The sequence below is a fragment of the Dermacoccus sp. PE3 genome (assembly GCF_001021715.1).
Classification (GTDB): domain Bacteria; phylum Actinomycetota; class Actinomycetes; order Actinomycetales; family Dermatophilaceae; genus Dermacoccus; species Dermacoccus abyssi.
In genome coordinates, this window is record NZ_LDCM01000002.1 from 366670 (window position 1) to 389321 (window position 22652).

Annotated in this window: 21 protein-coding genes; 8 read left to right on the forward strand and 13 right to left on the reverse strand. The window is 68.7% G+C overall.

The genetic code is table 11. The features are described from left to right. Positions 1-7 precede the first annotated feature (7 nt). A complete protein-coding gene (locus AA983_RS07105; RefSeq protein ID WP_047311524.1) occupies positions 8-187 on the forward strand; it encodes a hypothetical protein in 180 nt (59 codons plus the stop codon). Between the two features lie 26 nt (positions 188-213). On the opposite strand, the gene AA983_RS07110 is transcribed toward AA983_RS07105, so the two are convergent. The 5 genes from AA983_RS07110 to AA983_RS07130 form a co-directional block, all read right to left on the reverse strand. Continuing rightward, positions 214-1170, reverse strand: coding sequence for a phosphotriesterase (locus AA983_RS07110; protein ID WP_047311525.1), 957 nt, complete (start codon positions 1168-1170; stop codon positions 214-216). Then, positions 1163-2665 carry a long-chain fatty acid--CoA ligase gene (locus AA983_RS07115; protein ID WP_047311526.1) on the reverse strand — a complete coding sequence of 501 codons (1503 nt, stop codon included), beginning with the start codon at positions 2663-2665 and terminating at the stop codon, positions 1163-1165. The genes AA983_RS07110 and AA983_RS07115 overlap by 8 nt, the downstream gene beginning before the upstream one ends. A 64-nt stretch (positions 2666-2729) precedes the next feature. After that, entirely contained in the window at positions 2730-3461 is a 732-nt protein-coding gene (locus AA983_RS07120) for a hypothetical protein (protein ID WP_156170278.1), read from the reverse strand. 7 nt (positions 3462-3468) lie between these two features. Next, complete coding sequence (locus AA983_RS07125; RefSeq protein WP_047311528.1) at positions 3469-4176, reverse strand: B3/4 domain-containing protein; 708 nt, start codon at positions 4174-4176, stop codon at positions 3469-3471. A gap of 98 nt (positions 4177-4274) precedes the next feature. Then, positions 4275-4913: a hypothetical protein gene (locus AA983_RS07130; protein ID WP_047311529.1), complete on the reverse strand. Its 639-nt coding sequence runs from the start codon at positions 4911-4913 to the stop codon at positions 4275-4277. A 155-nt stretch (positions 4914-5068) separates the two neighbouring features. On the opposite strand from AA983_RS07130, the gene AA983_RS07135 reads away from it, so the two are divergent. The 4 genes from AA983_RS07135 to AA983_RS07150 all read left to right on the forward strand — a co-directional run bounded on the left by AA983_RS07135 (position 5069) and on the right by AA983_RS07150 (position 9677). After that, positions 5069-6253: a benzoate/H(+) symporter BenE family transporter gene (locus AA983_RS07135; RefSeq protein ID WP_052946988.1), complete on the forward strand. Its 1185-nt coding sequence runs from the start codon at positions 5069-5071 to the stop codon at positions 6251-6253. Between the two features lie 34 nt (positions 6254-6287). After that, complete coding sequence (locus AA983_RS07140) at positions 6288-6665, forward strand: hypothetical protein (RefSeq protein WP_047311724.1); 378 nt, start codon at positions 6288-6290, stop codon at positions 6663-6665. A 117-nt stretch (positions 6666-6782) separates the two neighbouring features. Beyond that, positions 6783-8666 (forward strand): 1-deoxy-D-xylulose-5-phosphate synthase, encoded by a 1884-nt coding sequence (gene dxs / locus AA983_RS07145; protein ID WP_047311530.1) that lies wholly within the window; start codon positions 6783-6785, stop codon positions 8664-8666. Continuing rightward, positions 8667-9677, forward strand: coding sequence for a hypothetical protein (locus AA983_RS07150; RefSeq protein ID WP_047311531.1), 1011 nt, complete (start codon positions 8667-8669; stop codon positions 9675-9677). Positions 9678-9814: 137 nt separating this feature from the next. Here AA983_RS07150 and AA983_RS07155 read toward each other — a convergent pair whose 3' ends face one another. The 6 genes from AA983_RS07155 to AA983_RS07180 form a co-directional block, all read right to left on the reverse strand. Continuing rightward, entirely contained in the window at positions 9815-10600 is a 786-nt protein-coding gene (locus AA983_RS07155) for a glycerophosphodiester phosphodiesterase family protein (protein WP_047311532.1), read from the reverse strand. A 114-nt stretch (positions 10601-10714) separates the two neighbouring features. Beyond that, entirely contained in the window at positions 10715-12259 is a 1545-nt protein-coding gene (locus AA983_RS07160) for a UDP-N-acetylglucosamine 1-carboxyvinyltransferase (protein WP_047311725.1), read from the reverse strand. A gap of 206 nt (positions 12260-12465) precedes the next feature. Next, positions 12466-14580: a 3-hydroxyacyl-CoA dehydrogenase NAD-binding domain-containing protein gene (locus AA983_RS07165; RefSeq protein WP_052946968.1), complete on the reverse strand. Its 2115-nt coding sequence runs from the start codon at positions 14578-14580 to the stop codon at positions 12466-12468. After that, complete coding sequence (locus tag AA983_RS07170; protein ID WP_047311533.1) at positions 14580-15797, reverse strand: thiolase family protein; 1218 nt, start codon at positions 15795-15797, stop codon at positions 14580-14582. Before AA983_RS07170 ends, AA983_RS07165 begins: the two co-directional genes overlap by 1 nt. A gap of 74 nt (positions 15798-15871) precedes the next feature. Then, a complete protein-coding gene (locus AA983_RS07175; RefSeq protein ID WP_047311534.1) occupies positions 15872-17191 on the reverse strand; it encodes a ribonuclease D in 1320 nt (439 codons plus the stop codon). Beyond that, positions 17191-17772 (reverse strand): DUF3000 domain-containing protein, encoded by a 582-nt coding sequence (locus tag AA983_RS07180; RefSeq protein ID WP_047311535.1) that lies wholly within the window; start codon positions 17770-17772, stop codon positions 17191-17193. The genes AA983_RS07175 and AA983_RS07180 overlap by 1 nt, the downstream gene beginning before the upstream one ends. Positions 17773-17839: 67 nt before the next feature. On the opposite strand from AA983_RS07180, the gene AA983_RS07185 reads away from it, so the two are divergent. After that, the gene (locus tag AA983_RS07185; RefSeq protein ID WP_047311536.1) at positions 17840-18691 is read left to right on the forward strand and encodes a DMT family transporter; all 852 of its coding nucleotides are present in this window, start codon (positions 17840-17842) and stop codon (positions 18689-18691) included. Between the two features lie 4 nt (positions 18692-18695). On the opposite strand, the gene AA983_RS07190 is transcribed toward AA983_RS07185, so the two are convergent. Beyond that, positions 18696-19244, reverse strand: coding sequence for a GNAT family N-acetyltransferase (locus AA983_RS07190; protein ID WP_047311537.1), 549 nt, complete (start codon positions 19242-19244; stop codon positions 18696-18698). Here AA983_RS07190 and hemE point away from each other — a divergent pair. Together hemE and mptB are read left to right on the forward strand one after the other, a co-directional pair. Beyond that, on the forward strand, positions 19243-20373 hold the full coding sequence (gene hemE, locus AA983_RS07195; protein WP_082128783.1) for a uroporphyrinogen decarboxylase: 1131 nt from the start codon (positions 19243-19245) through the stop codon (positions 20371-20373). The two genes, AA983_RS07190 and hemE, sit on opposite strands and share 2 nt — an antisense overlap. Positions 20374-20384: 11 nt before the next feature. Further along, positions 20385-21818, forward strand: coding sequence for a polyprenol phosphomannose-dependent alpha 1,6 mannosyltransferase MptB (mptB, locus tag AA983_RS07200; RefSeq protein ID WP_052946969.1), 1434 nt, complete (start codon positions 20385-20387; stop codon positions 21816-21818). A 25-nt stretch (positions 21819-21843) separates the two neighbouring features. Here mptB and AA983_RS07205 read toward each other — a convergent pair whose 3' ends face one another. Continuing rightward, entirely contained in the window at positions 21844-22605 is a 762-nt protein-coding gene (locus AA983_RS07205; RefSeq protein WP_369798769.1) for a YitT family protein, read from the reverse strand. Positions 22606-22652 lie beyond the last annotated feature (47 nt).

The following is a 22652-nucleotide window of genomic DNA, read 5'->3' on the forward strand; positions in this document are numbered from 1 at the left end:
AACCATCATGAAGCGCCTTGCCGCCATCACCCTGTCCGCCTGCGCCGTGTTCGGCGTTGCCGCCTGCAACAACGACGGCCAGGGCTCCGGCAACTCGTCGTCGAACATGCCGACGAGCACCGAGATGAAGAGCGACATGAAGAAGGACATGAAGAGCTCCGACTCCATGACGTCCTCGGCGAACTGACCTTCGCCCGCCGAACGACGGCCAACTTACTCGAAGTAGCGACGCGGATTGTCCACCAGGATCGTGTGGATGTCCGCGTCGCTCACGCCGCGCTCGCGCAGCGCAGGGAGCACGTCCTCGCTGATGTGCCGGAAGTTCCAGTTCGGTTGGGCCTGGGGGATGAGTCCCTCGGGGAACCAGTCGATGAGGCACGACGCGTCGTGGGCGATGACGACCTTCTCGGCGTAACCGCGACGGCACAGCTCGACGATCGTGTCGACGCGCTGCTCGAACGGCAGGAGAACGTCGATGCCGAAGCGGTCCATGCCGAGGTAGCTTCCGGCGTCGGCGAGCTTGCACAGGTAATCGAGGTCGGTCGAGTCGCCGCTGTGGCCGATGACGACGCGACCGAGGTCGACGCCCTCCTCGGCGAGCACACGCTGCGCCACGAGTCCGGATTCGCTGCCCGCGTGGGTGTGCACGGTGACCGGAGCCGACGTCTCGGCACTCGCCGCGCCGACCGCCCGCATGACGCGCTCGACACCGGGCGTCAGGCCCTTCTCCTCGATGGCGCACTTGAGGAACGCAGCGCGCACGCCCGTGTCGGCGATGCCCTCGCGCAGGTCCTTGAGGAACAGTTCGGTCATCGGCTCCGGACCGCCGAAGAGGGTCTTCGGGCCCGTGTAGTGGAACTGGAACGGCACGTCGTCGTAGGTGTAGACGCCCGTCGCGACGACGATGTTGAGGTCGGTTCCCTCGGCCACCTTCTGGATGCGCGGGATGTAGCGCCCGAGCCCGAGCACGGTCGGGTCGAGGATCGTGTCGATGCCGAGCTCTTTGAGCTCCTGCAACTGGCGGGACGCATCGGCGACGCGGGCGTCCTCGTCCCACTCGCTGTAGTTGACGCGGTACTCCTCGCCGAGCACGAAGACGTGCTCGTGGACGAGCGTCGCACCGAGGTCGCCGGAGTCGACGACCCCCTTGACGGTCTGGACGTCAGTCATCGTTCTTCTCCTCGTCGTGGGTCCACTCGATGGCGCGCTTGAGGATCTTTCCCGTCGCGCCCTTGGGCAGTTCGTCCGCGAACCGGTACAGGTGCGGCACCTTGTACGCGGAAAGCCGTTCCTTGAGCCACGCGCGCAACGCCTCCGGGTCGGGGTACGCGTCAGGTCGCAGCACGACGACGGCCCCGACCTCCTCGCCGTATGTGTCGTCGGGGATGCCGACGACGGCCGTCTCGACGACGTCCGGGTGCTCGTAGAGCACCTCCTCGACCTCGCGGGGGTAGACGTTGTAGCCGCCACGAATGATGAGGTCCTTCGCGCGATCGACGATGCGCAGATACCCGTCGGCGTCGAGCGCGCCGAGGTCTCCGGTGCGGAACCACCCGTCGACGAGGTCTGCCTCGGTGGCCTCGGGGCGGTTCCAGTACCCCTTCATCACCATGGGGCCGGTGATGAAGACCTCGCCGACCTCGTCCAGGGCGACGGGCTGCCCGTCAGCGCCGCGCACCTCGACCGCGCCACCTGGCAGAGCGATACCCGTCGTGCCGACGCGCTGCTCGATGAAGGGGGAGTGGTACGTCGCCGCGCCTGTGGTCTCCGTGAGGCCGTACCCCTCGAGGATCGTGCAGCCGAAGCGGGTCTCGAACGCGCGGATGACCTCCACCGGCAGGCTCGCGCCGCCGGAGGCAGCCAGGCGGAGATTGGCGAAGTCAGCGGGGCCGGAGTCGCCGGCGACGTGCAGGAGGTAGTTCCACATCGTCGGAACGCCCGCGACGATCGTCAGTTCGTGGTCGCGGATCATGCGGACCATGGCCTGCGGTTCGAACGGGCTCAGCAGGGAGAGACTCGCACCGCCGACGAGGATCGTGTTCATGCAGATGCACTGACCGAAGACGTGGAACAGCGGCAGGCCGGTGCCGAAGGCATCCGTCGGCTCCAGTTCGAGCTGGCGAATGAAGATCTCGGCCGTCTCGAGCAGGTTCGAGACGGTGAGCTGGACGCCCTTGGGCTTGCCGGTGGTGCCCGAGGTGTAGAGCAGCACCGCTGTCTCGGAGGCGTCGCGCTCGAGAGCCTCCCCGAGGGGCGTCTTGCAGGTGACCGGAGCGTCGGGTTCGAGGCGTCGCACCTCGATGCCGGCCTCGGCACCTGCCCGTTCAGCGGCTGTGGAGGCGCCATGCCAGGCGACGACGAGTCGGGCGCCGGAATCGTCGAGGACATAACGGATCTCGGCCGGAGTCGATATGACGTTGAGCGTCACGACGATGATGCCAGCGGCCTGGGCGCCGTAGTACACGGCAGCGAACTCGGGCACCGACGGCGCGATGAGGACAACGCGGTCGCCGCGCTCGAGGCCGGCCTCACGCAAGGCGCCGGCCCACTCAGCGACGTGGGAGCGAAGCTCCTCGTAGGACCAGCTCTTCTCGAGGCTTCGGACGGCGGGACGGTCAGGGTTGCGGGAAGCGTGTGTCCAGATGGACGCGGCGACGTTGGGCATGGAGCACCTCGTGATGGGCGGGGGTGATGCGGGTCACGCTACCCATTGCGAGGCGCCATGTGGGCTAAGGCGTCGCGGCGGTTTCCCGACCGGCCTCCGGCGCGACCTCCACCAATCCGTCCGTGGGTCTCCACTGCCATGGCGTGCCGAGTTGATCGCGAAAGCGGATGGTCGTGACGTCGTACTTTCGTGCGAACGTGAGCGGGAAGAATGCGCTTTCGTCGGTCACCAGCACCGGTCTGCCCCACGCCGATCCTCCTGTGACGGCGTTGCTTGGCACGAAGTAGAGCCCCGGCGGCACGGTGACGATTTCGATGTCCTCGCCGCTTGGATGGTTGTTGCCCACCGTGGCGATCCTGACGTCGTGGAAGACGGCGCTCGTCGATCCGCGGTTGGAGACCACGACGCCGTACACCTTCGCCCCGTTCGTGCTGATCGACGGGTCCTCGGTGTAGGCCCACCACGCCTGCAGGTGGCTTGCGAGTGCTCGTCGATCACGGTCGTCTTCCCGTGAGGCTGCGGTGCGTGCGGCGTCGATCGTCTCCGTGCGGGTGCGTTCTGCAGTGTCGTTCGCCGATTGCGCGACCTTGAGGGATCGGGCGCTGAGGGCCAGGCCCGCCAGTGCGGCCGCCGCGGCCGTGACATCCGCGACGCTTCCCAGTTCGATGTTCGCACTCATGGATCGAACGTAGGTCGGCGTAGCGCAGGCGTGGGGCGCGGCGGCGGTAAGGTTTTGGTCAGAAATCAGTAAGACTGGCCGGTTTGCTTCCCGCGGCAGGCGCCTCCTCTCGCGCATCGGTGGCTCACACGATGCGCGAGCTGATCTCCACTCCCGGGTTGACGGTTTCAAGAGCTTCGGTGAGCGCCGCCCGGACCTCGCGGGCTCGCTGCTCGCCGTCGCCTGGGTCGACGTCGAGAACGTCGCAGATGAATACGGCGTCGGTCGTCTGCTCCGTCAGGCGCGTGCGGTAACACTGGCGCCAGTTCCACCGGCGGCAGGTGACGCCGGCGTCGTCGCGCCAGACGACCTCGCCGGGCTCGGGGTGTTCGACCGTCTCGGCGCCCGAGGCGAGCGTGCCGAACTCCTCGTCCCCGGTCGCGCGTACGAGGCGCAGGGGCCCGTCGTAAGCGGCCAGGTTCTCGCCGCCGAGCGGCGTCTGGAAGCGGACGGAGACGGCGTTGTAGGCGTCTGTCAGCGCGTTGATGCGCGGTAGGGCGTCGGCGCGACGCATGAGCGCCTCCGCGGAGTTGCGGGTGCGTTGGGGCTTGGCACCGAAGGCGCGGAACGCCTCGCGCCATGCGGCGATGTGGGGGAGTTCCTCGACCTTCGTGTGCTCCAGGAGCGGGCGCACGTGTTCCTCAGCGGCGAACAGCAGCGTTTCGCTCGCCTCGTTCGACTCGCCCCCGCGCAACCCCTCGGCGACGACGAGCACTGCCCGGTAGTCCGGACGAAGATCGCGGACGGTGTCGTCGATGGAGGCCTGCTCGAGCCATGCGTCATAGGTACCCATGCGGCCATTGTGCACGCCCCCGCGCCAACGATCGCGGACGCAGACGTGGGGCGAACCGTCGGCAATGACGGTCCGCCCCACGTCAGGAGCTGCGCGAGTCAGGCGCGCGGCGTGAGCTTCAACGTGATGGTGTTGCCCGGTCCGCTGACCTGCTTCGTCACGAGCTTGTTGAGCGTTCCGCCGGTTCCGCAGCCGGTGAAGCTGGGAATGGTGAAGTTGCCGCTCAGGGTGATGGGGTCGAAGCCGCCCTTCATCGTGCCACTCACCGGGATCTCGACCGGCGCCGACGTCTTGCAGTTCTTGCCCACGAGGTTGATGAGGCCGTGACCGGCGGGGGAGAGATCCTTGATGTGCAGGTACGCCTTCTGCGTCTGCGTCACCTTGTGCGTCGTGGCGTCGATCGTGCCCGTCGCCTTGCCGACCGGCTCGACCGCAATCGTGGCGTAACCGATCTGGAGGCCGCCGAGCTTCACCGGCGTCTTGAGGTCCTTGAGCATGAGGTCGGAGCTCAGCGTGCCCTTCTCGACGTGAACGGTGGAGAAGCTGAAACCGGTCGTCGACGAGCTCTGGTTCATCTTCTTGACGTTCGTCGTGGCGGCGACGTCGTAGCCGAGGTTCCAGACGGTGTCCTTCGGCTGCGATTCGGCAGCCTGAGCGCCGGTGGACGTGAGGGTCGTCGCGCCTGCGAGAGCTGCTGCGGCAACGGCGACGGACGTGGTGCGGCGTGCGGAGAACATATTCTTCCTTCGGTTGACTATGTGGTCCACGCCTCAAGTTACCAATGCGTAAGTTGCCGCGTGGCGACTTCGGAGAATCGGGTGCGAATCGCCGTCGGCACCGCATTCGTGGACAGGCGCGAGCCGTCGGCGTGAAGCACTCGTACCCTGAGCCGATGACGATGGGGCGCGACGATCTGCAGGCCGTGACGGCCGGTCTCGCGTGCGCCGTCGTCGGCTTCACGAGTTCGTTCGCCGTCGTCCTCGCGGGCCTGCGGGCCGTCGGTGCGACGCAGGCGCAGGCGGCGAGTGGCCTGCTCGTCCTGTGTCTGACGATGGGGCTCGGCTGCATCGTGTTCAGCCTGCGCACGCGGATGCCCGTGACGATGGCGTGGTCGACTCCGGGCGCGGCGCTCCTCGCGACGACCGGCGCTGCCGCCGGCGGGTTCGCCGGAGCTGTCGGAGCATTCGCCGTCTGCGGCATGCTGCTCGCCCTGTGCGGTGCGGTGCCGTGGCTCGAGAAGCTCGTCGAACGCATCCCCGCTGCTCTCGCCAGCGCCATGCTCGCGGGCATCCTCCTCACGATCTGCGCGAAGCCGTTCGTCGACCTGCCCCGTGCTCCGTGGCAGATCGGCTGTGTCCTGCTTGCCTGGCTCGTCACGACGGCGTTCGCGCGGCGGTGGGCGGTGCTGGCCGCGCTCGCCGCGGCGCTCATCGTCATGGGCGTCGACGGAGCCTTCTCGCGAACGGGGGTGACGACGCTCGCGCCCCACCTTGAGTTCGTCGCGTCCCACCTCGACGCGACGGCGATGGTCGCCATCGCGCTGCCGCTCTTCCTCGTGACGATGACGAGCCAGAACCTGCCGGGCGTCGCAGTGCTCGCGTCGTTCGGGTACCGCCTCGGCCTGCGCAAACCGCTGCTCTACACGGGCGCGGCGGGCGTTGCCGGTTCGGTCGCCGGCGCTCACGCCATCAACCTGGCCGCCATCTCCGCGGCGCTCGCGTCAGGCCCCGAAGCGCATCCCGATCGGGATCGTCGGTGGATCGCGGGTGTCGCGTGCGGCGTGGTCTACGTTGCGTTGGCGCCGGCGTCGGCCGCCGTTGTCGCAGTGGCCCTCTTGGCGCCGCAGGGGTTGCTCGCGGCGGTTGCTGCGGTGGCGCTGTTCGGCACCTTCGCCGCAGCTGCTGCGTCGGCACTCGAGCCCGTCGCGACGCGCGAGGCGGCCGCGGTGACGCTCGTCGTCGCCGGTTCGGGCGTGACGCTGGGTGGCGTCGGCTCTGCCTTCTGGAGTGTGATCGCCGGCCTGCTCGTGCTCGGGGTGGGTGCGGTGGCGCGGCGTCGGGCCACTCCGAGCAGTTAGAACGTATGTTCGGAAAATGGCGTACGCTGACGCCATGTCCGATGTCGTGCAGGGCGGCCCTCCGGGGTGGCCGAGGGGAGTGCCGCCGCCAGGAGCGCCGGGGTGGGAGCAGGCTGCCACGCAGTGGCTCCTCGACCAGTGCCCGGCCGACTTCCGCGCCTACGACGCGTGGCGTCGGCATCCGGTGGCGCTCGCCTGGGTGGCCACGTGGCACGTCGACGCGCAGCTGAACGCGATGCGCGAATCGTACCGACGTATTCGGGTCGACCTGGCCGACGAGCTGCCCCCGCGCGCCGTTCCGCAGGTGATGGAGCACCTGTCGGCCGAGGGGCTGCGGCTGCGCGCCACGGCGCACGCCGTGCGTCTCGTCCACGAGGCGATGCGGGGCAAGACGTTCGTGCCGCGGTTGTGACGGGGAGGAGGTGACTCTTCGGTAACGTCCGAACGTCATGGGGGTGTGCTCGCATGGAACCTTGCAGGCGAACGACCTAGACTCAAGAGACTGCACTCTCGAAAGGCTGATTCAGACGTGACCCTGCTGGAAACCATCTCGGGGCCGGACGATCTCAAGCGCATCCCGGTCGACAAGCTCGATGACCTCGCGGCCGAGATCCGGCAGTTCCTCGTCGATTCCGTCTCCAAGACGGGCGGCCACCTCGGCCCCAACCTCGGCGTCGTCGAGCTGACGATCGCCATGCACCGCGTCTTCGACTCGCCGCGTGACACGTTCGTCTTCGACACGGGTCACCAGAGCTACGTGCACAAGCTGCTCACCGGACGTCACGACTTCAGCAAGCTCAAGAAGTCGGGTGGCCTTTCGGGTTACCCGAGCCGTGAGGAGTCCGAGCACGACGTCGTCGAGAACTCGCACGCCTCCACCTCGCTGTCGTGGGCCGAGGGCATCGCCAAGGCGCGCCGTCTGCGCGGCGAGGTCGACCGCCACACGGTCGCCGTCATCGGCGACGGCGCACTCACCGGCGGCATGGCCTGGGAGGCGCTCAACAACATCTCGGCCGACCCCGACCTGCCGCTCGTCATCGTGCTCAACGACAACGAGCGCTCGTACGCGCCGACGATCGGCGGCATGGCGCAGCACCTCGCGATGATGCGCACGATGCACACCTACGACCAGGTGCTCGACTGGGGCAAGAGCCGCCTGCAGAGCACCCCCAAGGTCGGTAACAAGATGTACGAGGCGCTGCACGGTGTGAAGCGCGGCCTCAAGGACATGGTCTACCCCGACACGGGCGTCTTCGAGAGCCTCGGCATCAAGTACCTCGGCCCCATCGACGGCCACGACGAGCAGGCCGTCGAGACGGCCCTTCGTCGGGCGCGCGACTACGGCCGCCCCACGCTCGTGCACGTCATCACGCAGAAGGGGCGCGGCTACAAGCCCGCCTACTCCGACGAAGCCGACCAGTGGCACGGCATCGGCAAGTTCAACCCCGAGACAGGGCTGCCGTTCGAGGTCTCCGGGCGCATCTGGACCGACGAGTTCAGCGACGAGATGGTGGCGCTCGGCGGCGAGCGTGACGACGTCGTCGCCATCACCGCGGCCATGCTCATTCCCGTCGGCCTCGACGACTTCGCGAAGAAGTACCCCGAGCGCGTCTTCGACGTCGGCATCGCCGAGCAGCACGCCGTGACGATGGCCTCCGGGCTCTCCTACGGCGGTCTGCACCCGGTCGTCGCCGTGTACGCCACGTTCCTCAACCGCGCGTTCGACCAGCTCCTCATGGACGCCGCGCTGCACAAGCAGGGTGTGACGTTCGTGCTCGACCGCGCGGGTGTCACCGGTTCCGACGGCGCCTCGCACAACGGCATGTGGGACATGTCGATCTGCTCGATCGTGCCCGGCCTGCACCTCGCCGCGCCGCGTGACGGCGCCCAGGTGCGCGAGCAATTGCGCGACGCCGTCGCGATCGACGATGCGCCGAGCGTCATCCGCTTCCCGAAGGGTGACGTCGGTGAGCCGCTCGTCGCCGAGCGTCGCATCGGGCGCCTCGACGTCATGAAGGACGCCGAGAACCCGGACGTGCTCGTCGTGGGTGTCGGTTCGATGGTCGGTGTCGCGCTCGACGTGGCGCAGACCCTGGAGTCGGACGGACTCGCCGTTCAGGTTGTCGACCCGCGGTGGGTTTTTCCGGTCGCCCCGGAGCTCGTCGAGTTGGCTGCTCGCGCGAAGCACGTCGTCGTCGTGGAGGACAACCTCGTCGAGGCCGGTGTCGGTTCGGCGTGTGCGCGCTCCTTCCGTGAGGCCGGCGTCGCTGCGGGCGTCGACACGTACGGCATCCCGAAGGAGTTCCTCCTGCACGCCTCGCGTGGTGAGGTGCTCACCGAGATCGGCCTGACGGCGGACGCGATCACCGCTGACCTGCGCCCCCGCCTGGCAAACGGCAAGGACGTCGCCTGAGTGGCACGGTACGACGACCTTCCGCCGCTTCCCGGCGCACTCGTCCCCGGCCCTGCCACCGAGGTGTGGGCGAGCAAGGATTGGATGTGGGACGCGAGCCGCTGGATGGACGAGGTGCTCGAGCGTCGCGGTGTCACGCGTGACGCGACGACGCCGAAGCAGCCGACACTGACGCCGTGGTTCACGCGCCTCGTGGCCGACACCGATCACGGGCGCGTGCGCATGGTGGCGGGCCTTCCGGAGACGACGTCGGAGTCGGTGCTCATGGGGCACCTGGCCACCGTTGTGCCCGACGCCGTGCCGTCGATCTGGGCCGCCGACCGAGAGCGTCGCTGGTTCCTTATGCCCGCCGAGAGTGGCAGCCTGCGTGAGGCGGAGACCGAGGAGTCACGCCTCAGCCTCATGTCGGGGGTGCTGCGCCGCTACGCCGGAATCCAACGGGCCTCGGCTGCCGTCGCCGACGACATGGTGCGCGACGGCGTCCTCAAGCTGACACCCGGCGACATCGTCAAGCAGTGGCGGCGGCTCGGGTTGTCGCCGAACCACTGGTCGGCGCTGTCGTCCACGGCGCGCCGCCTCGAAGAACTCGGTCTTCCGCTCACGGTTCAGCACGACGACCTGCGTTCCGGCACGGTTCTCGCCGACGGCACCACGGCGGGTCTGACGAAGGCCCGCATCACGGAGTGGATGCACGCGTACGTCGGTCATCCCTTGCTGTCGTTGTACGAGCCGCTGCGCGCCACGACCGAGGGCCTCGACGACGCCGCTGCCGCCGAGGCGCGGGCGCGATTGCTGCGGGCGTACTCCAGCGGGTGGGGCGATGCGCTCGGTTCGAGCGTCCTGCACCGCGCCGTCGACGACGCCCTGCTCCTGGGTCGCATGAGCCGCGTGCTCAGCTGGCGCCGGGCGCTGACGCGAGCGAGCGACGCCGAGTTGCGTTCGTGGGGCCGCACGGGTGCCGCACTCATCCGCGAGGTAGACGAGATCCTCGAGGGGCAGCGCCAGGCCTGACGCCCCGGCCGGAGGGATACCGCGGGCCATGGAGACGCAAGAGAGTGCGAAATCTTCCCTTCTTGTGCCCAAGCCGGGCCCTTATACGCAAGAAGGGAAGAATTCTTCCCCTCCTGCGCGACGGCCCTGGACCCCGCTCAGTTGGCGGGCACGCCGGGCCAGTCACCCCGCGCGACGAGGACGTCCTTGAGGGTGTCGGCTCGGTCGGTGACGAGGCCGTCGACGCCGAAGTCGAGCAGCCGCTCCATGTCGGAGCGCTCGTTGACGGTCCACACGTGCACCTCGACGCCGGCCGCGAGCGCGGCGTTGAGCAGCGCCCGGTCGAGCACGCGCACCCGTCCGTGGCGCTCGGGGATCTGCAGGGCGTCGATGCCCTTCGCGAGCCGCCTGAACAGCATCCGCCCCACGACGGGAACGTGGGCGCTCACCCACAGCGCCGTCATGAGTTCCTGCCCGGGCGAACTGCGTACCGCTCGGCTGAGGCCCGAGAGCACCGCCCGCCGGCGCTTCTCCGAGAACGACGCCACCCGCACCCGATCGTGCGCTCCGTGCTGCTCGATGCACGCGGTGAGTGGCTCGATCGCCCCGGCAGCCTTGACGTCGATGTTGACGCACAGCTGCGGGTGACGCGTGAACAGATCGTCGAGGCGGGGGATCGGCTCGACGCCGTTGATGCGAGCCTTCGAGACCACAGACCACGGGAGCTGCGCGATGACGCCGCGGGCGTCCGTCGTCCGGTCGAGCGTCTCGTCGTGGAACGCGAGCAGCACCCCGTCGGCGGTGGCGTGCACGTCGGTCTCCACCCAGCGATACCCGAGCCTCACGGCCGCGTCGAACGCGGACATCGAGTTCTCGAGGGTGTGATCGTCGCCGCCCGAGAAACCTCGGTGGGCCAGTGCTTCGGGGAATGCGTGCAGGGCCATGACGAGAGGCTATGCCATCGCCGACAGGCGAGAGCTGCCACATGAGACGAGCCCGCCCCGTCACCGAGTGGTGACGGGGCGGGCTCGTCGTCGAGGCGACTCAGCGCGTCAGGTTCAGTTGCTGAACTCGTCGTCGCGGAAGCTCGTGATGTCGGCGCCGAGCGCGTTGAGGCGCTCGTCGAGCTCCTCGTAGCCACGGTTGATGACATAGATGTTGCGCAGGATCGACGTGCCGGGGCACGCGAGCATGCCCAGCAGGATGACGACGCCCGGGCGAAGCGCAGGCGGGCACATCACCTCGGCCGCACGCCACTTGGCGGGACCTTCGATCATGACGCGGTGCGGGTCCATGAGGTGCACCGTGGCGCCGATCTTCGTCAGCTCGTTGAGGTAGATCGCGCGGTTCTCGTACACCCAGTCGTGGATGAGCGTCTGGCCCTCGGCGCACGCCGCAATGACGGCGAAGAACGGCAGGTTGTCGATGTTGAGGCCGGGGAAGGGCAGCGGGTGGATCTTGTCCGTCGGCGCCTTGAGCGGGCCCGGCTTCGTCGTGAGGTCGACGAGGCGCGTCTCGCCGTTGGCGGACGTGTACTCCTCGGTGATCTCGTAGCGGAAGCCCATCTCCTCGAGAATGGCGAGCTCGATCTCCATGAACTCGATCGGCACGCGCTTGATCGTGATCTCCGACTTCGTCACGATCGCCGCGGCGACGAGCGACATGGCCTCGATCGGGTCTTCGCTCGGGAAGTACTCGATGTCCTTGTTGATCTCGCCGACGCCCTGGATCTCGAGGGTCGTCGTGCCGACGCCCTCGATGGAGACACCGAGCTCGCGCAGGAAGAAGCACAGGTCCTGCACCATGTAGTTGCTCGAGGCGTTGCGGATGATCGTCTTGCCCTCGTAGCGAGCGGCGGCGAACAGCGCGTTCTCGGTGACGGTGTCGCCACGCTCGATGAGGACGATCGGCTTCGTCGGGCGCACCGAGTTTTCGACGGACACGTGGTAGTAGCCGTTCGACGCCTCGACGGACATGCCGAACGCGCGCAGCGCGTGCAGGTGGGGCTCGACGGTGCGCGCACCGAGGTCACAGCCGCCGGCGTTCGGCAGTTCGAACGTGTCGAACTCGTGCATGAGCGGGCCGAGGAACATGAGAATCGTGCGGGTGCGTCGCGCGGCGACCTCGTCGATCGTCGACAGGTCGATCTTCTCCGGCGGCGTGATCTCGAGGTCGCTCGAGTCCGGCAGCCAGCGCGTCTTCACACCGATGGAGTTGAGCACCTCGGTGATCCGGTTGACCTCTTCGATGCGAGCGAGGTTGCGCAGCGTCGTGCGTCCCTTGTTGAGCATGGCGGCACACAGGCAGGCGACCGCAGCGTTCTTGCTCGTGCGGACGTCGATCGAACCGGAGAGCTGCTTGCCGCCCTCGATGCGCATGTTCAGGGGGAGGTTGCTACTGGCCACGGTGATGATCTCCGAATCGAGTGCTCTGCTGATCTTGGTCAGCATTTCCATGCTGAGGTTCTGGCCGCCCTGCTCGATGCGGGCGACCGCGCTCTGCGAGGTGCCGACCTGCGCCGCGAGGGCGCTCTGCGTCAGACCGCGTTCGAGCCGGGCTTCACGGATGGTGCCACCGATCCGTACAAGCTGCTGTTGAACCATGCTCTCCATGCTATATCTCATGTATGAGATAAAGAACCGTCCACCGCGTGGCGTTCACCACGTGGCGTATTTCTCGACGATACCCGTTCACTCCTCGCGATCAACCGTCCGTCTTAGAACGGCGAGTCGCACGCGCTCGAGGACACACAGAACGCGCGGGGAGAGCATCTGTGCTCTCCCCGCGCGTTCTGTTGCGCGAAGCGGGATCAGCCGGCGACGCTGGCAGCGCCCTTCGGAAGGAAGCGCTGGCCGGTGACCTTCTCGGAGATGCCGAGGCGGTCGAGCAGCGGCGTCACGCCACCGTTCCAGAACGGGAAGCCCGCACCGGTGATCATCGCGAGGTCGATGTCCATCGGAGCCGCGACGACCTCCTCGTCGAGCATGCGACGCGTCTCGTCGGCGAGGGCCTCGAGGGCGCGGTCACGCACCTGCTCGGCGGTGAGCTCCGTGGAGCCGGTCTTCTCGAACTGAGCGAAGACCTCCTCGTTGAGCTTGCCGTCCTTGCCGTAGAAGCCCGGGATCTTCGCCTCGACGACCTTCGCCAGGTTCGGCGAGACGTAGAAGCGATCCGGGAACGCACCGTGAAGCGTCTCGCTGTTGTGCAGCGCGATCGCCGGGCCGACGAGCGACATGAGCATGAACGGCGGCATCGGCGTGATGCCCGCGAACGCCTTCTCGACGGTCTCGACCGGCGTGCCCTCGTCCGCGATCCTGCCCGCCTCGCCCATGAAGCGGCCCAGCAGGCGGTTGACGACGAACGACGGCGAGTTCTTCACGAGGATGCAGGTCTTCTTGAGCTGCTTGCCCGTGGCGAACGCGGTGGCGAGCGTCGCGTCGTCCGTCTTGTCACCGCGGATGATCTCCAGCAGCGGCATGACGGCGACCGGGTTGAAGAAGTGGAAGCCCACGACGCGCTCGGGGTGCGCGAGGTCCTCCGCCATCTCCGTCACCGACAGCGACGAGGTGTTCGTCGCGAGGACGCACTCGGGCGTGACGATGGCCTCGACCTCGGACCACACCTTCTTCTTGACGCCCATCTCCTCGAAGACGGCCTCGATGACGAAGTCGGCGTCGGCGAAGCCGTCCTTGCTCGTCGAACCCGTGACGAGACCCTTGAGGCGGTTGGCCTTGTCGGGGGAGACGCGCTTCTTCTCGAGGAGCTTGTCGATCTCGGCGTGCACGTACTCCACGCCCTTGTCGACGCGCGCCTGGTCGAGGTCGGTCATGATGACCGGCACGTCGAGGCGGCGGATGAACAGCAGCGCCAGCTGGCTGGCCATGAGGCCGGCACCGACGACGCCCACCTTCGTCACCTTGCGTGCGAGTGCCTTGTCCGGCGCACCGGCGGGACGCTTGGCGCGCTTCTGGACGAGGTCGAACGCGTACAGCCCGGCGCGCAGCTCGTCGCTCATGATGAGGTCGCCGAGGGCCTCGTTCTCGCCCTCGAAGCCCTGCTCGCGCGTGTTCGTGCGGGCAGCCTCCACGAGGTCGATCGCACGCAGCGGAGCGGGGGCAGCGCCACCCGTCTTCTGCATGGTGAAGGCGCGGGCCTTCTCACAGGCGGCCTTCCACGTCGACTCGTCCTTGTCGAGCTCAGGGCGCTCGACCTTCTTCTCGCCCGAGATGACGTCGGACGCGAAGCGCAGCGAGTCCTCGAGGAACGTGACCGGCGCGAGGAGCTCGTCGGCGACGCCCAACTCGAACGCCTGAGCACCCGTGGCCATCTTGTTGTTCGACAGCGGGTTGCTGATGATGAGCTGCAGCGCGTTCTCGACACCGATGAGGTTCGGCAGCAGGTACGTGCCGCCCCAGCCGGGCACGAGACCGAGGAAGCACTCCGGCAGCGAGTAAGCCGGAACGTCCGCGGACATCGTGCGGTAGTCGCAGTAGAGCCCGATCTCGACGCCGCCACCCATGGACGCGCCGTTGACGAACGCGAACGTCGGGATGTCGAGGTCGGCGATCTTCGAGAAGACGCGGTGGCCCTGCTCGGCGATCTCGACGGCCTGCTCGCGGCTCGTGATGGCGGGGATGCCCGTCAGGTCGGCGCCGACAGCCATGATGAACGGCTTGCCGGTGACACCGAGACCGACGATCTCGCCCTTGGCCGCACGCTCGGCGGCCGTGTCCAGCTGAGCCTCCAGCTCGGCGAGGCCGAGCGGGCCGAAGCTGTTCGGCTTCGTGTGGTCGAAGCCGTTGTCGAGCGTGATGAGGACGAAGGTGCCGGACGTTGTGCCGTCGTGACGCGGGAGCTGGATGTCCTGCGCGTGGGCGTGTGTGACGACCTCGTCGTGAGCCTGGTTCTTCGATGCGTCGTTCATCAGGCCACCTTCTCCTTGCCGTAGTCGGGGTGGTTCGGGTTCTCCCAGATGACAGCGCCACCCATGCCGATGCCGATGCACATGGCCGTGAGGCCGTAGCGGGCCTCGGGCTTCTCGGCGAACTGGCGCGACAGCTGCGTCATGAGGCGCACGCCGGAGCTGGCGAGCGGGTGACCCGTGGCGATGGCGCCACCGTAGGCGTTGACGCGCTCGTCGTCGGCGTCGATGCCGAAGTGGTCGAGGAAGGCGAGCACCTGGACGGCGAAGGCCTCGTTGAGCTCGAACAGGTCGATGTCGTCGATCGTGAGACCGGCCTGCTTGAGAGCCTTCTCCGTGGCCGGGACCGGGCCGATACCCATGACCTCGGGGTCGACGCCGACGAAGGAGTAGCCGACGAGGCGCATGCCGACGGGCAGGCCGAGTTCCTTGGCTTTCTCCTCGGAGGCGAGGATGCAGGCCGTGGCGCCGTCGTTGAGACCGGCGGCGTTACCGGCGGTCACGTTGCCGTGGGCGCGGAACGGCGTCTTGAGACCGGCGAGGTCCTCGACCGTGGTGCCCGGACGCGGCGGTTCGTCGGTGGTGGCCAGGCCCCAGCCCTTCTCGGCGTGACGCGTGGCGACGGGCACGAGGTCCTGCTGGATCTTGCCCTCGGCGTAGGCCTTGGCGAGCTTGTTCTGCGAGCCGACGGCGAACGCGTCGCAGCGCTCCTTGGTGATGGCCGGGAAACGGTCGTGCAGGTTCTCGGCCGTCTTGCCCATGACGAGGGCACTCGGGTCGACGAGCTTCTCGGCGACGATGCGCGGGTTCGGGTCGGTGCCCTCACCCATGGGGTGGTGGCCCATGTGCTCGACACCGCCGGCGATGGCGATGTCGTAGGCGCCGAACGCGATGCCGGACGCGGTCGTCGTCACGGCCGTCATGGCGCCGGCGCACATGCGGTCGATGGCGTAACCGGGAACGGACTTGGGCAGACCCGACAGGAGAGCGGCCATACGGCCGATCGTCAGGCCCTGGTCACCGATCTGCGTCGTGGCGGCGATGGCCACCTCGTCGACGCTCTCGGGCGGGAGGTTCGGCTGACGACGCATGAGTTCACGGATGCATTTGATGACCAGGTCGTCGGCGCGGGTCTGGGCGTACATGCCCTTCTCACCGGCCTTGCCGAACGGCGTACGAACACCGTCGACGAAGACGACCTCATGGAGCGTGCGGGGCACGTTGCCTCCCGAAGTTAGACAAAGCTGACTAGGCCAGGCTAACCCGTTCGGTTACCCGTGAGTACGCGGGTCGATCAATTCGTCGGGTGATCGAGCGCGGCTTCGGCGAGAAGCGGCGCGACGATGTCGCACTGCCAGGGGCGTGCGCCCCCGGCGGCGAGGGCTTCACGCCATCCGGCTTCGCTCTGATCGGCGGGGGGCGACCAGATGGTGCGACGCAGAAGATCGGGCGTCAGCAGGTTCTCGACGGGCACGTTGCGCTTCTCGCTGAACTGCTGGAGGCCGTAGCGGACGTCGTCGAGACGACCAGCGGCAGCTGGGTTGCGATCGGCCCACGCCCGGATCGGCGGGGGAGCGTTCGTACGCATCGTGAGGGGCGGCAGCTCGCGCTGCGGCAGGGCGTCGGCGTTCTTGAGCGCGTTGAGCCAGCGCTCGCCGTAGCGCGCGAGTCCACGGTGCGCGGGGCGCGGACGGCGGCGTCGGGCCGAGCCGTCACCGACGCGTGGGCGGATGGCGGGCGGGCCGACGAGACCGGCGAGGTCGTTGGGGTTGCGGCGGGCCAGATCGATGATGAGTGCGTCGGGCAGCACGCGACCCGGCGTCGTGTCGCGGCGCTGGGCGATGTCCTCGCGCGTCTGCCACAGCGAACGCACCCGGGCGACCTGGCGCGGATCGCGCAGCGCGTGTAGACCGGACGTGCGACGCCAGGGGTCCTTCTTCGGCGTCGGGCCCTCGAAGTCGAGCAGCGCCTCGAACTCCTGACGGGCCCATTCGCCCTTGCCCTGGGCTTCGAGGTCGGCGGCCAGGGCGTCACGCACCTCGACGAGGCGCTCGACGTCGAGCGCGGCGTAGACGAGCCAGTCGTGGGGCAGCGGACGCGTCGACCAGTCAACGGCCGAGTGCTCCTTGGCGAGCGTGACGCCGACGTAGTGCTCCGTGACGGCGGCGAGCCCGACGCGGGCGAGGCCGGCGAGGCGGCTGCCGAGTTCGGTGTCGAACAGCGACTTGGGGTAAAGACCGAGGGCCTTGAGGCAGGCAAGATCCTGCGTTGCGGCGTGAAGAACCCACTCGGCCTTGCCGATGGCGGCATTCAGGCTGCTGAGATCGCTGCACGGCACCGGGTCGATGAGCCAGGTGCCCGAACCCTTGCGCCGCAGCTGGACGAGGTAGGCGTCGTTTCCGTAGCGGAAGCCTGACGCGCGTTCGGCGTCGATGGCGACGGGCCCGGAGCCGGCGCGGATGGCGGCGCAGCACTCCTTGAGGCGCGCGGCCGTCGTCACGATCTCGGGAACGCCGTCAGCCGGTTCGGCGAGCAGGGGATAGCTCGGCTTGTCGTCGGTCGGCTGCGCGTCCTCGAGCGACGCGTTATCGCCGGCGGGGGAGTCGGACGTCATCAGAAGCGCCCCGGCAGGGCGGACACCCCTTCGGGCAGCGGCGGCAGGCCGGCGACCGTGCACATGAGCGTGGCCCAACCCTGCAGGTGGGCGGCGATGTCGTTGCCGTCCGGGGTCCACGACGCACGCACTTCGAGCTCGACGCTCGAGGGACGCTCGGCGAGGCCGGCGAAGCTCTCGTTGACGACGCGGGTGACGGTGCCGGCTTCCGCGGTATACGTGGCGCCGGCGTCCTTGAGGGACTCGACGAGCCAGGACCAGCCGACAGCGCCGAGCGCCGGGTCTGTGGCCATCTCGGATTCGAGTTCGGCGCGAGCGAACGTCACGACGCGCCAGGTGCCGTGCCAGGCCTCGGGGCCCGCGGGGTCGTGCAGAAGGACGAAACGTCCGGTGCCGAGAACGGCGTCGTCGTCACGCGGGTCGACGACCTCGGCGGAGAAAGCGACGGCGTGGGGAGCGATACGGCGCGGTGGGGGCACCTCGGTGAGGGAGAGTTCGGGACGCACCCGCGCGGCCTTGACGGCATCGACCACGTCGGCGAAGTGCTCGGCGTCGTCGCGCTTCAATGTCTGCATCCCCATGGCCAGAAGATTAGGCCGGAAAGGGGCGAATTCACGGGAGGCACGCCGCGCGTCCTACCCTGCGCATGTGGTGACGTTCCTGGCCCTTCTCTCCTCCGCCGTCTGGGGTAGCGCAGACTTCGCCGGAGGCGTTCTGACGAAGCGGATGCATCCGGTCAAGGTCGTCACCCTGTCTCAGCTCGGTGGCCTCGCTGCGGCGTTCGTGTTCTTCCTGTCCGTGAGTTTGTGGGGCTCGCACGGGGAATCGCCCGTCACGGCGTGGGCGCTCTGGGGCATCGCGGCGGGGCTCAGTGGCGCGGTGGGATTGCTGTGCCTGTACGCGGCGCTGTCGACCGGGACGATGGGCGTCGTCTCGCCCATCACGGCCCTCGGTGCCATCGTGCCCGTCACGCTCGGTCTCCTCCGTGGCGACGCGTGGACGACGATCGTCGGGGTGGGCCTTGTCGTCGCCCTCGTGGGTGCGGTGCTCGCGAGTGGCCCCGAACTATCGGGTGAGGTGGGCCGCAGGCCGGTGACGCTCGCCGCGATCGCCGCCGTCGCGTTCGGGCTGTCCCTGTACTTCATGGACGGAGGGGCGCGGCACGACCTGTCCGGCTCCATGCTCGCCATGCGGTGCGGCAGCCTGTCGCTGCTCATCCCCACGTTCCTCGTCCTGCGTTCACGGAACGCGGCCCGCGAACCTCTGACGCCTCGTCTCCTTCTTGCGTTGCCGCTGCTCGGCATCGGCGACCTCGTCGCGAACCTGTTGTTCGCCGCAGCCTCGGCCCAGGGGCAGGTCTCGATCGTCGCCGTGCTGGGCTCGCTCTACCCGGTCGCGACGCTCCTGCTCGCCCGCGGCTTCCTCGGCGAGCGACTGCGCGGGGTTCAGCTGGCGGGCGTGGCACTCACCGTCGTGGGCGTGTGCCTCGTGTCGATCTGACGGCTCAGGCCGACCGGTCGCTGCGCGCGACGAACAGTTCGAGCGACTCGTCGTAGTAGCGCTCGGTGCGTCCGAGGTGCGTCATGCCGAGACGCTCGGTCACCCGTCGTGAGGCGACGTTGGCCGGGTCGGTGACGGCGACAACCCGGTCGAGGCCACCGGCCAGCGCCGCGTCGAGAACGGCGCGGGCCGCTTCCGTGACGTAGCCGTGCCCGGTGGCTGTGCTCGTGGCGCGCCACCCGATCTCGACGTCCTCCGTCGCCGCGTTCGTGTACCCGGCGGAGAAAGGGATCGGTTTGAGCAGGATGGCCGCGACGGGCGCGCCCTCGGCCTCGACGCACCACCAGCCGCGTCCCGGGGCGGTGTTGCCGTCGATCCGGCGCAACCACGCGGCCGCGTCCTCGCGGGTGGTGAGAACGGCCGACGGGATGAACCGGGCCAGATCGGGGTTCGCATGGAGCTCGAGAGCGAACTCGAGGTCGGCGTCGTCATCGGGCACGAAGCGGCGAAGGACGAGGCGTTCGGTGTGCAGGGTTTCGGCGGGGGAGGCCATGGCTTCACCCTGTCAGATCGACCGGGGTCCTCCGGGTGGTTCGCCGCTGCCGAAGCCGGGTGCGCATGAGAGGATTTCGAGCGTGAGCGAAACGAATGTCGACCCGCGTAACTCCGTCCTCGTCAAGGCTGCCCGCGGCGAAGAAGTGCCCTACACGCCCGTGTGGTTCATGCGCCAGGCCGGCCGTTCGCTGCCCGAGTACCGCAAGGTGCGCGAGGGAGTCGGCATGCTCGAGTCGTGCCGCCGCCCCGACCTCGTCACCGAGATCACGATGCAGCCCGTGCGTCGTCACGACGTCGACGCCGCCATCTTCTTCAGTGACATCGTCGTGCCGCTCGCAGCTGTGGGCGTCGACCTCGACATCGTCGCGGGCGTGGGCCCGGTCGTCGCGCAGCCGATCCGCACGCGCGCCGACCTCGACCGCCTGCCCGAGCTGACGCCCGACGCCGTCCCGGACATCACCGACTCGGTCAAGCTGCTCACCGCCGAACTCGGCGGCACGCCACTCATCGGTTTCGCGGGTGCACCCTTCACGCTCGCCTCGTACCTCGTCGAGGGCGGGCCCTCGAAGAACCACGAGAACACCAAGGCGCTCATGTACGGCGACCCGGAGCTCTGGAACGACCTGTGCGCTCGTCTCGCCCAGATCTCCGGTGCGTTCCTGCGCGTGCAGGCCGAAGCCGGCGCCAGTGCCGTCCAGCTGTTCGACTCGTGGGTCGGCAACCTCCCGCTTGCCGACTACCTGCGCTTCGTCCAGCCGCACTCACGTCAGGCGCTCGCCGCCGTCGAGGGGCTCGACGTGCCGAAGATCCACTTCGGCGTCGGAACCGGTGAACTGCTCTCCGCCATGGGCGAGGCGGGTGCCGACGTCGTCGGTGTCGACTTCCGCGTCGACCTCGACGCCGCCCGCGAACGCACCGGCGGTCAGTACGCCCTCCAGGGCAACCTCGATCCTGCGCTGCTCTTCGCTCCCTGGGAGCCCCTCGAGGCCAAGGTCGACGAGATCGTCGCCGCGGGCCGTCGCGCGAAGGGCCACATCTTCAACCTCGGCCACGGCGTCCTGCCGAGCACCGACCCCGACGTCATCACGCGCGTCGTCGCCCGCGTTCACGAGATCTCCGCTCGCTGACGCTCCGGCACATGCGTGCTCCGACGTTGCCCGGCACCCTCGTCAGCCGGGGTGTGTGCGGCTCGGTGCTCCTGCTCCTCGCGGGGCTCGTTCTCAACGAGCTGCCGCCGAGCCCGGTGCGCTTCCTCGTCGCGCCGCTGCAGTGGTTGGGCACGAACGCGCCAGGACGCTTCCTCGCCCTCGTCGTCACGTTGATCGGCGTCGCCTTGCTCACGCACGCATGGGTGAGCCTCGTGCGGACCCCGGCGGAAGGATCGGCCGACGAACGCATCCGTCACGTACGGGGCGTGACGATGCGCTGGATGGCACCCCTGCTCATCGCGCCGCCGCTCTTCTCCCACGACGGGTGGAGCTACATGGCCCAGGGCGCCGTTGCGGCGTCCGGGCGTGACCCGTACACGATCTCCCCGGGCGAGATGCCCGAACTGCTCACCTCCATGGTCGACCCGATCTGGCGCTACACCCCCACGCCGTACGGGCCGATCCCCATCATCTGGGGTGCTCTGACGCGCGAGGTGTTCGGCGATCCCACGCTCCTGCTGTTGCTCCAGCGGGTGCCCGCCCTGATCGGGCTCGCCCTCACTGCGTGGGCCGTTCCGCGCCTCGCCCGCCACCTCGGCATCGACCCGGCGAGGGCGACGGCGCTCGCGATCGCGTCACCGTTCGTCCTCGTCCACGCCGTCGGCGGGCTGCACAACGACGCGCTCGTCATGGGCCTCGTGGCCGCGGCGCTCGTGTTCGCCGCCGAACGCCGGTGGGTGCTCGGCGTCGTGCTCGTCGGTCTTGCCGCTGCGGTGAAGTTCACGGCCGTCGTGGCGGTCGTTCCCGTCGTTCTCGTCTCCTTGCCCGGGGCGGTGCGGGCACCCGGACGATTCCTCAGGCTCGCTGCCGGCGGCCTCATCGCCGCCGCCACCGTCGCGGCAAGCGGCATTCCCTACGGGCTCGGGCTCGGATGGGTCAAGGTGCTCAGCGTGCCGGGCGTCGTCGTCACCCCGGCGTCCGCGCCCACCGCCGTCGGCGTCGTGCTCGAATGGCTGCTCGCACAGACCGGCAGCGGCCTCGAGATGTACGCCGTGCCCGTCGTGCGTGCGCTCGGCATGGCGCTCGCCGTCGCCTTGGTCATCGTCCTGGCGCTCACCAGGCCCACGGGTGACCTCACGTCGGGACTCGCAACGTGCATCGGGGTGTTCGCTGCGGTGGTGCTCCTCGCACCGGTCCTGCAGTCCTGGTACGCACTCGCCGTTGTGCCGGCCGCAGCGCTGTTGCTGCTCGAGCGTCGTCGCACCCGCAGGGCCATCTTCCTCGGAGCGGCGCTCGCGTTCCTCGCGCCCCTCGATTCGGAGATGGCCGGCGGATCTCTCCTCGCGGCCGGTCTCGTCGTCCTCGGACTGACGATCGTGCGGGGCGTCAGGGCCGGCGACTCGCGACCCGTCGCCGACGCCTGACGCCGTTCAGCTGCCTCGGTAAAGCTCAGTCACCCTCGGGGTATGTGGCGTTCTCTTTCCCCGGGCCCTCAGGCGCTTTGGCACCCTCGGCTCGGTGCCCGTCCAACTCGACCGTGAACCACGGGAGGAAGAACTGCACGAGCGGGCCGATCAGCAGCGCATAGAGCACCGTTCCGACGCCCACGCCACCGCCGAGCAGCCAGCCCGAAGTGAGGACGACAACCTCGATGCTCGTGCGCACGAGGCGGACGCTGAGGCCCGTGATGCGGTGCAGGCCCGTCATGAGACCGTCGCGGGGCCCGGGGCCGAGTTGGCTTCCGATGTACATCGCGCCGCCGATGGCGTTGACGAGCAGGCCGACGGCGAAGAGCGCCGAGCGCGCCACGATGGAGTTCGGCTCGGAGACGAGCGCCATCGTCGCATCGAGCACGAAACCGAGCCACACCGCGTTCGCCACGGTGCCGAGCCCGGGCCACTGACGCATGGGGATCCACAGCAGCAGCACGATGAACGACACGACGATCGTGACCGTGCCCATCGACCAGCCGGTGTGCAGGCTGGCGCCCTGGTGGAAGACGCCCCAGGGCTCGAGGCCGACGTTCGCTCGCACGAACAGGCCCATCGCGGCGCCGAAGAGCGTCAGGCCGAAGAAGAGTTGCGGCAGTCGACGACCGAGCTTGCCGGCACGCAGTTGACCCATCGGCGTCAGATTGGCCAGCTGGCGCGATCCACGCGAAGGACGCGCGGCCGCGTCGGGCTGAGGTTGGGTCGTCGACATGGTGCTCATGAAACCAGAGTGCAGCAGAAGTGGCCTTGTCTTGAATAGCCAATTCG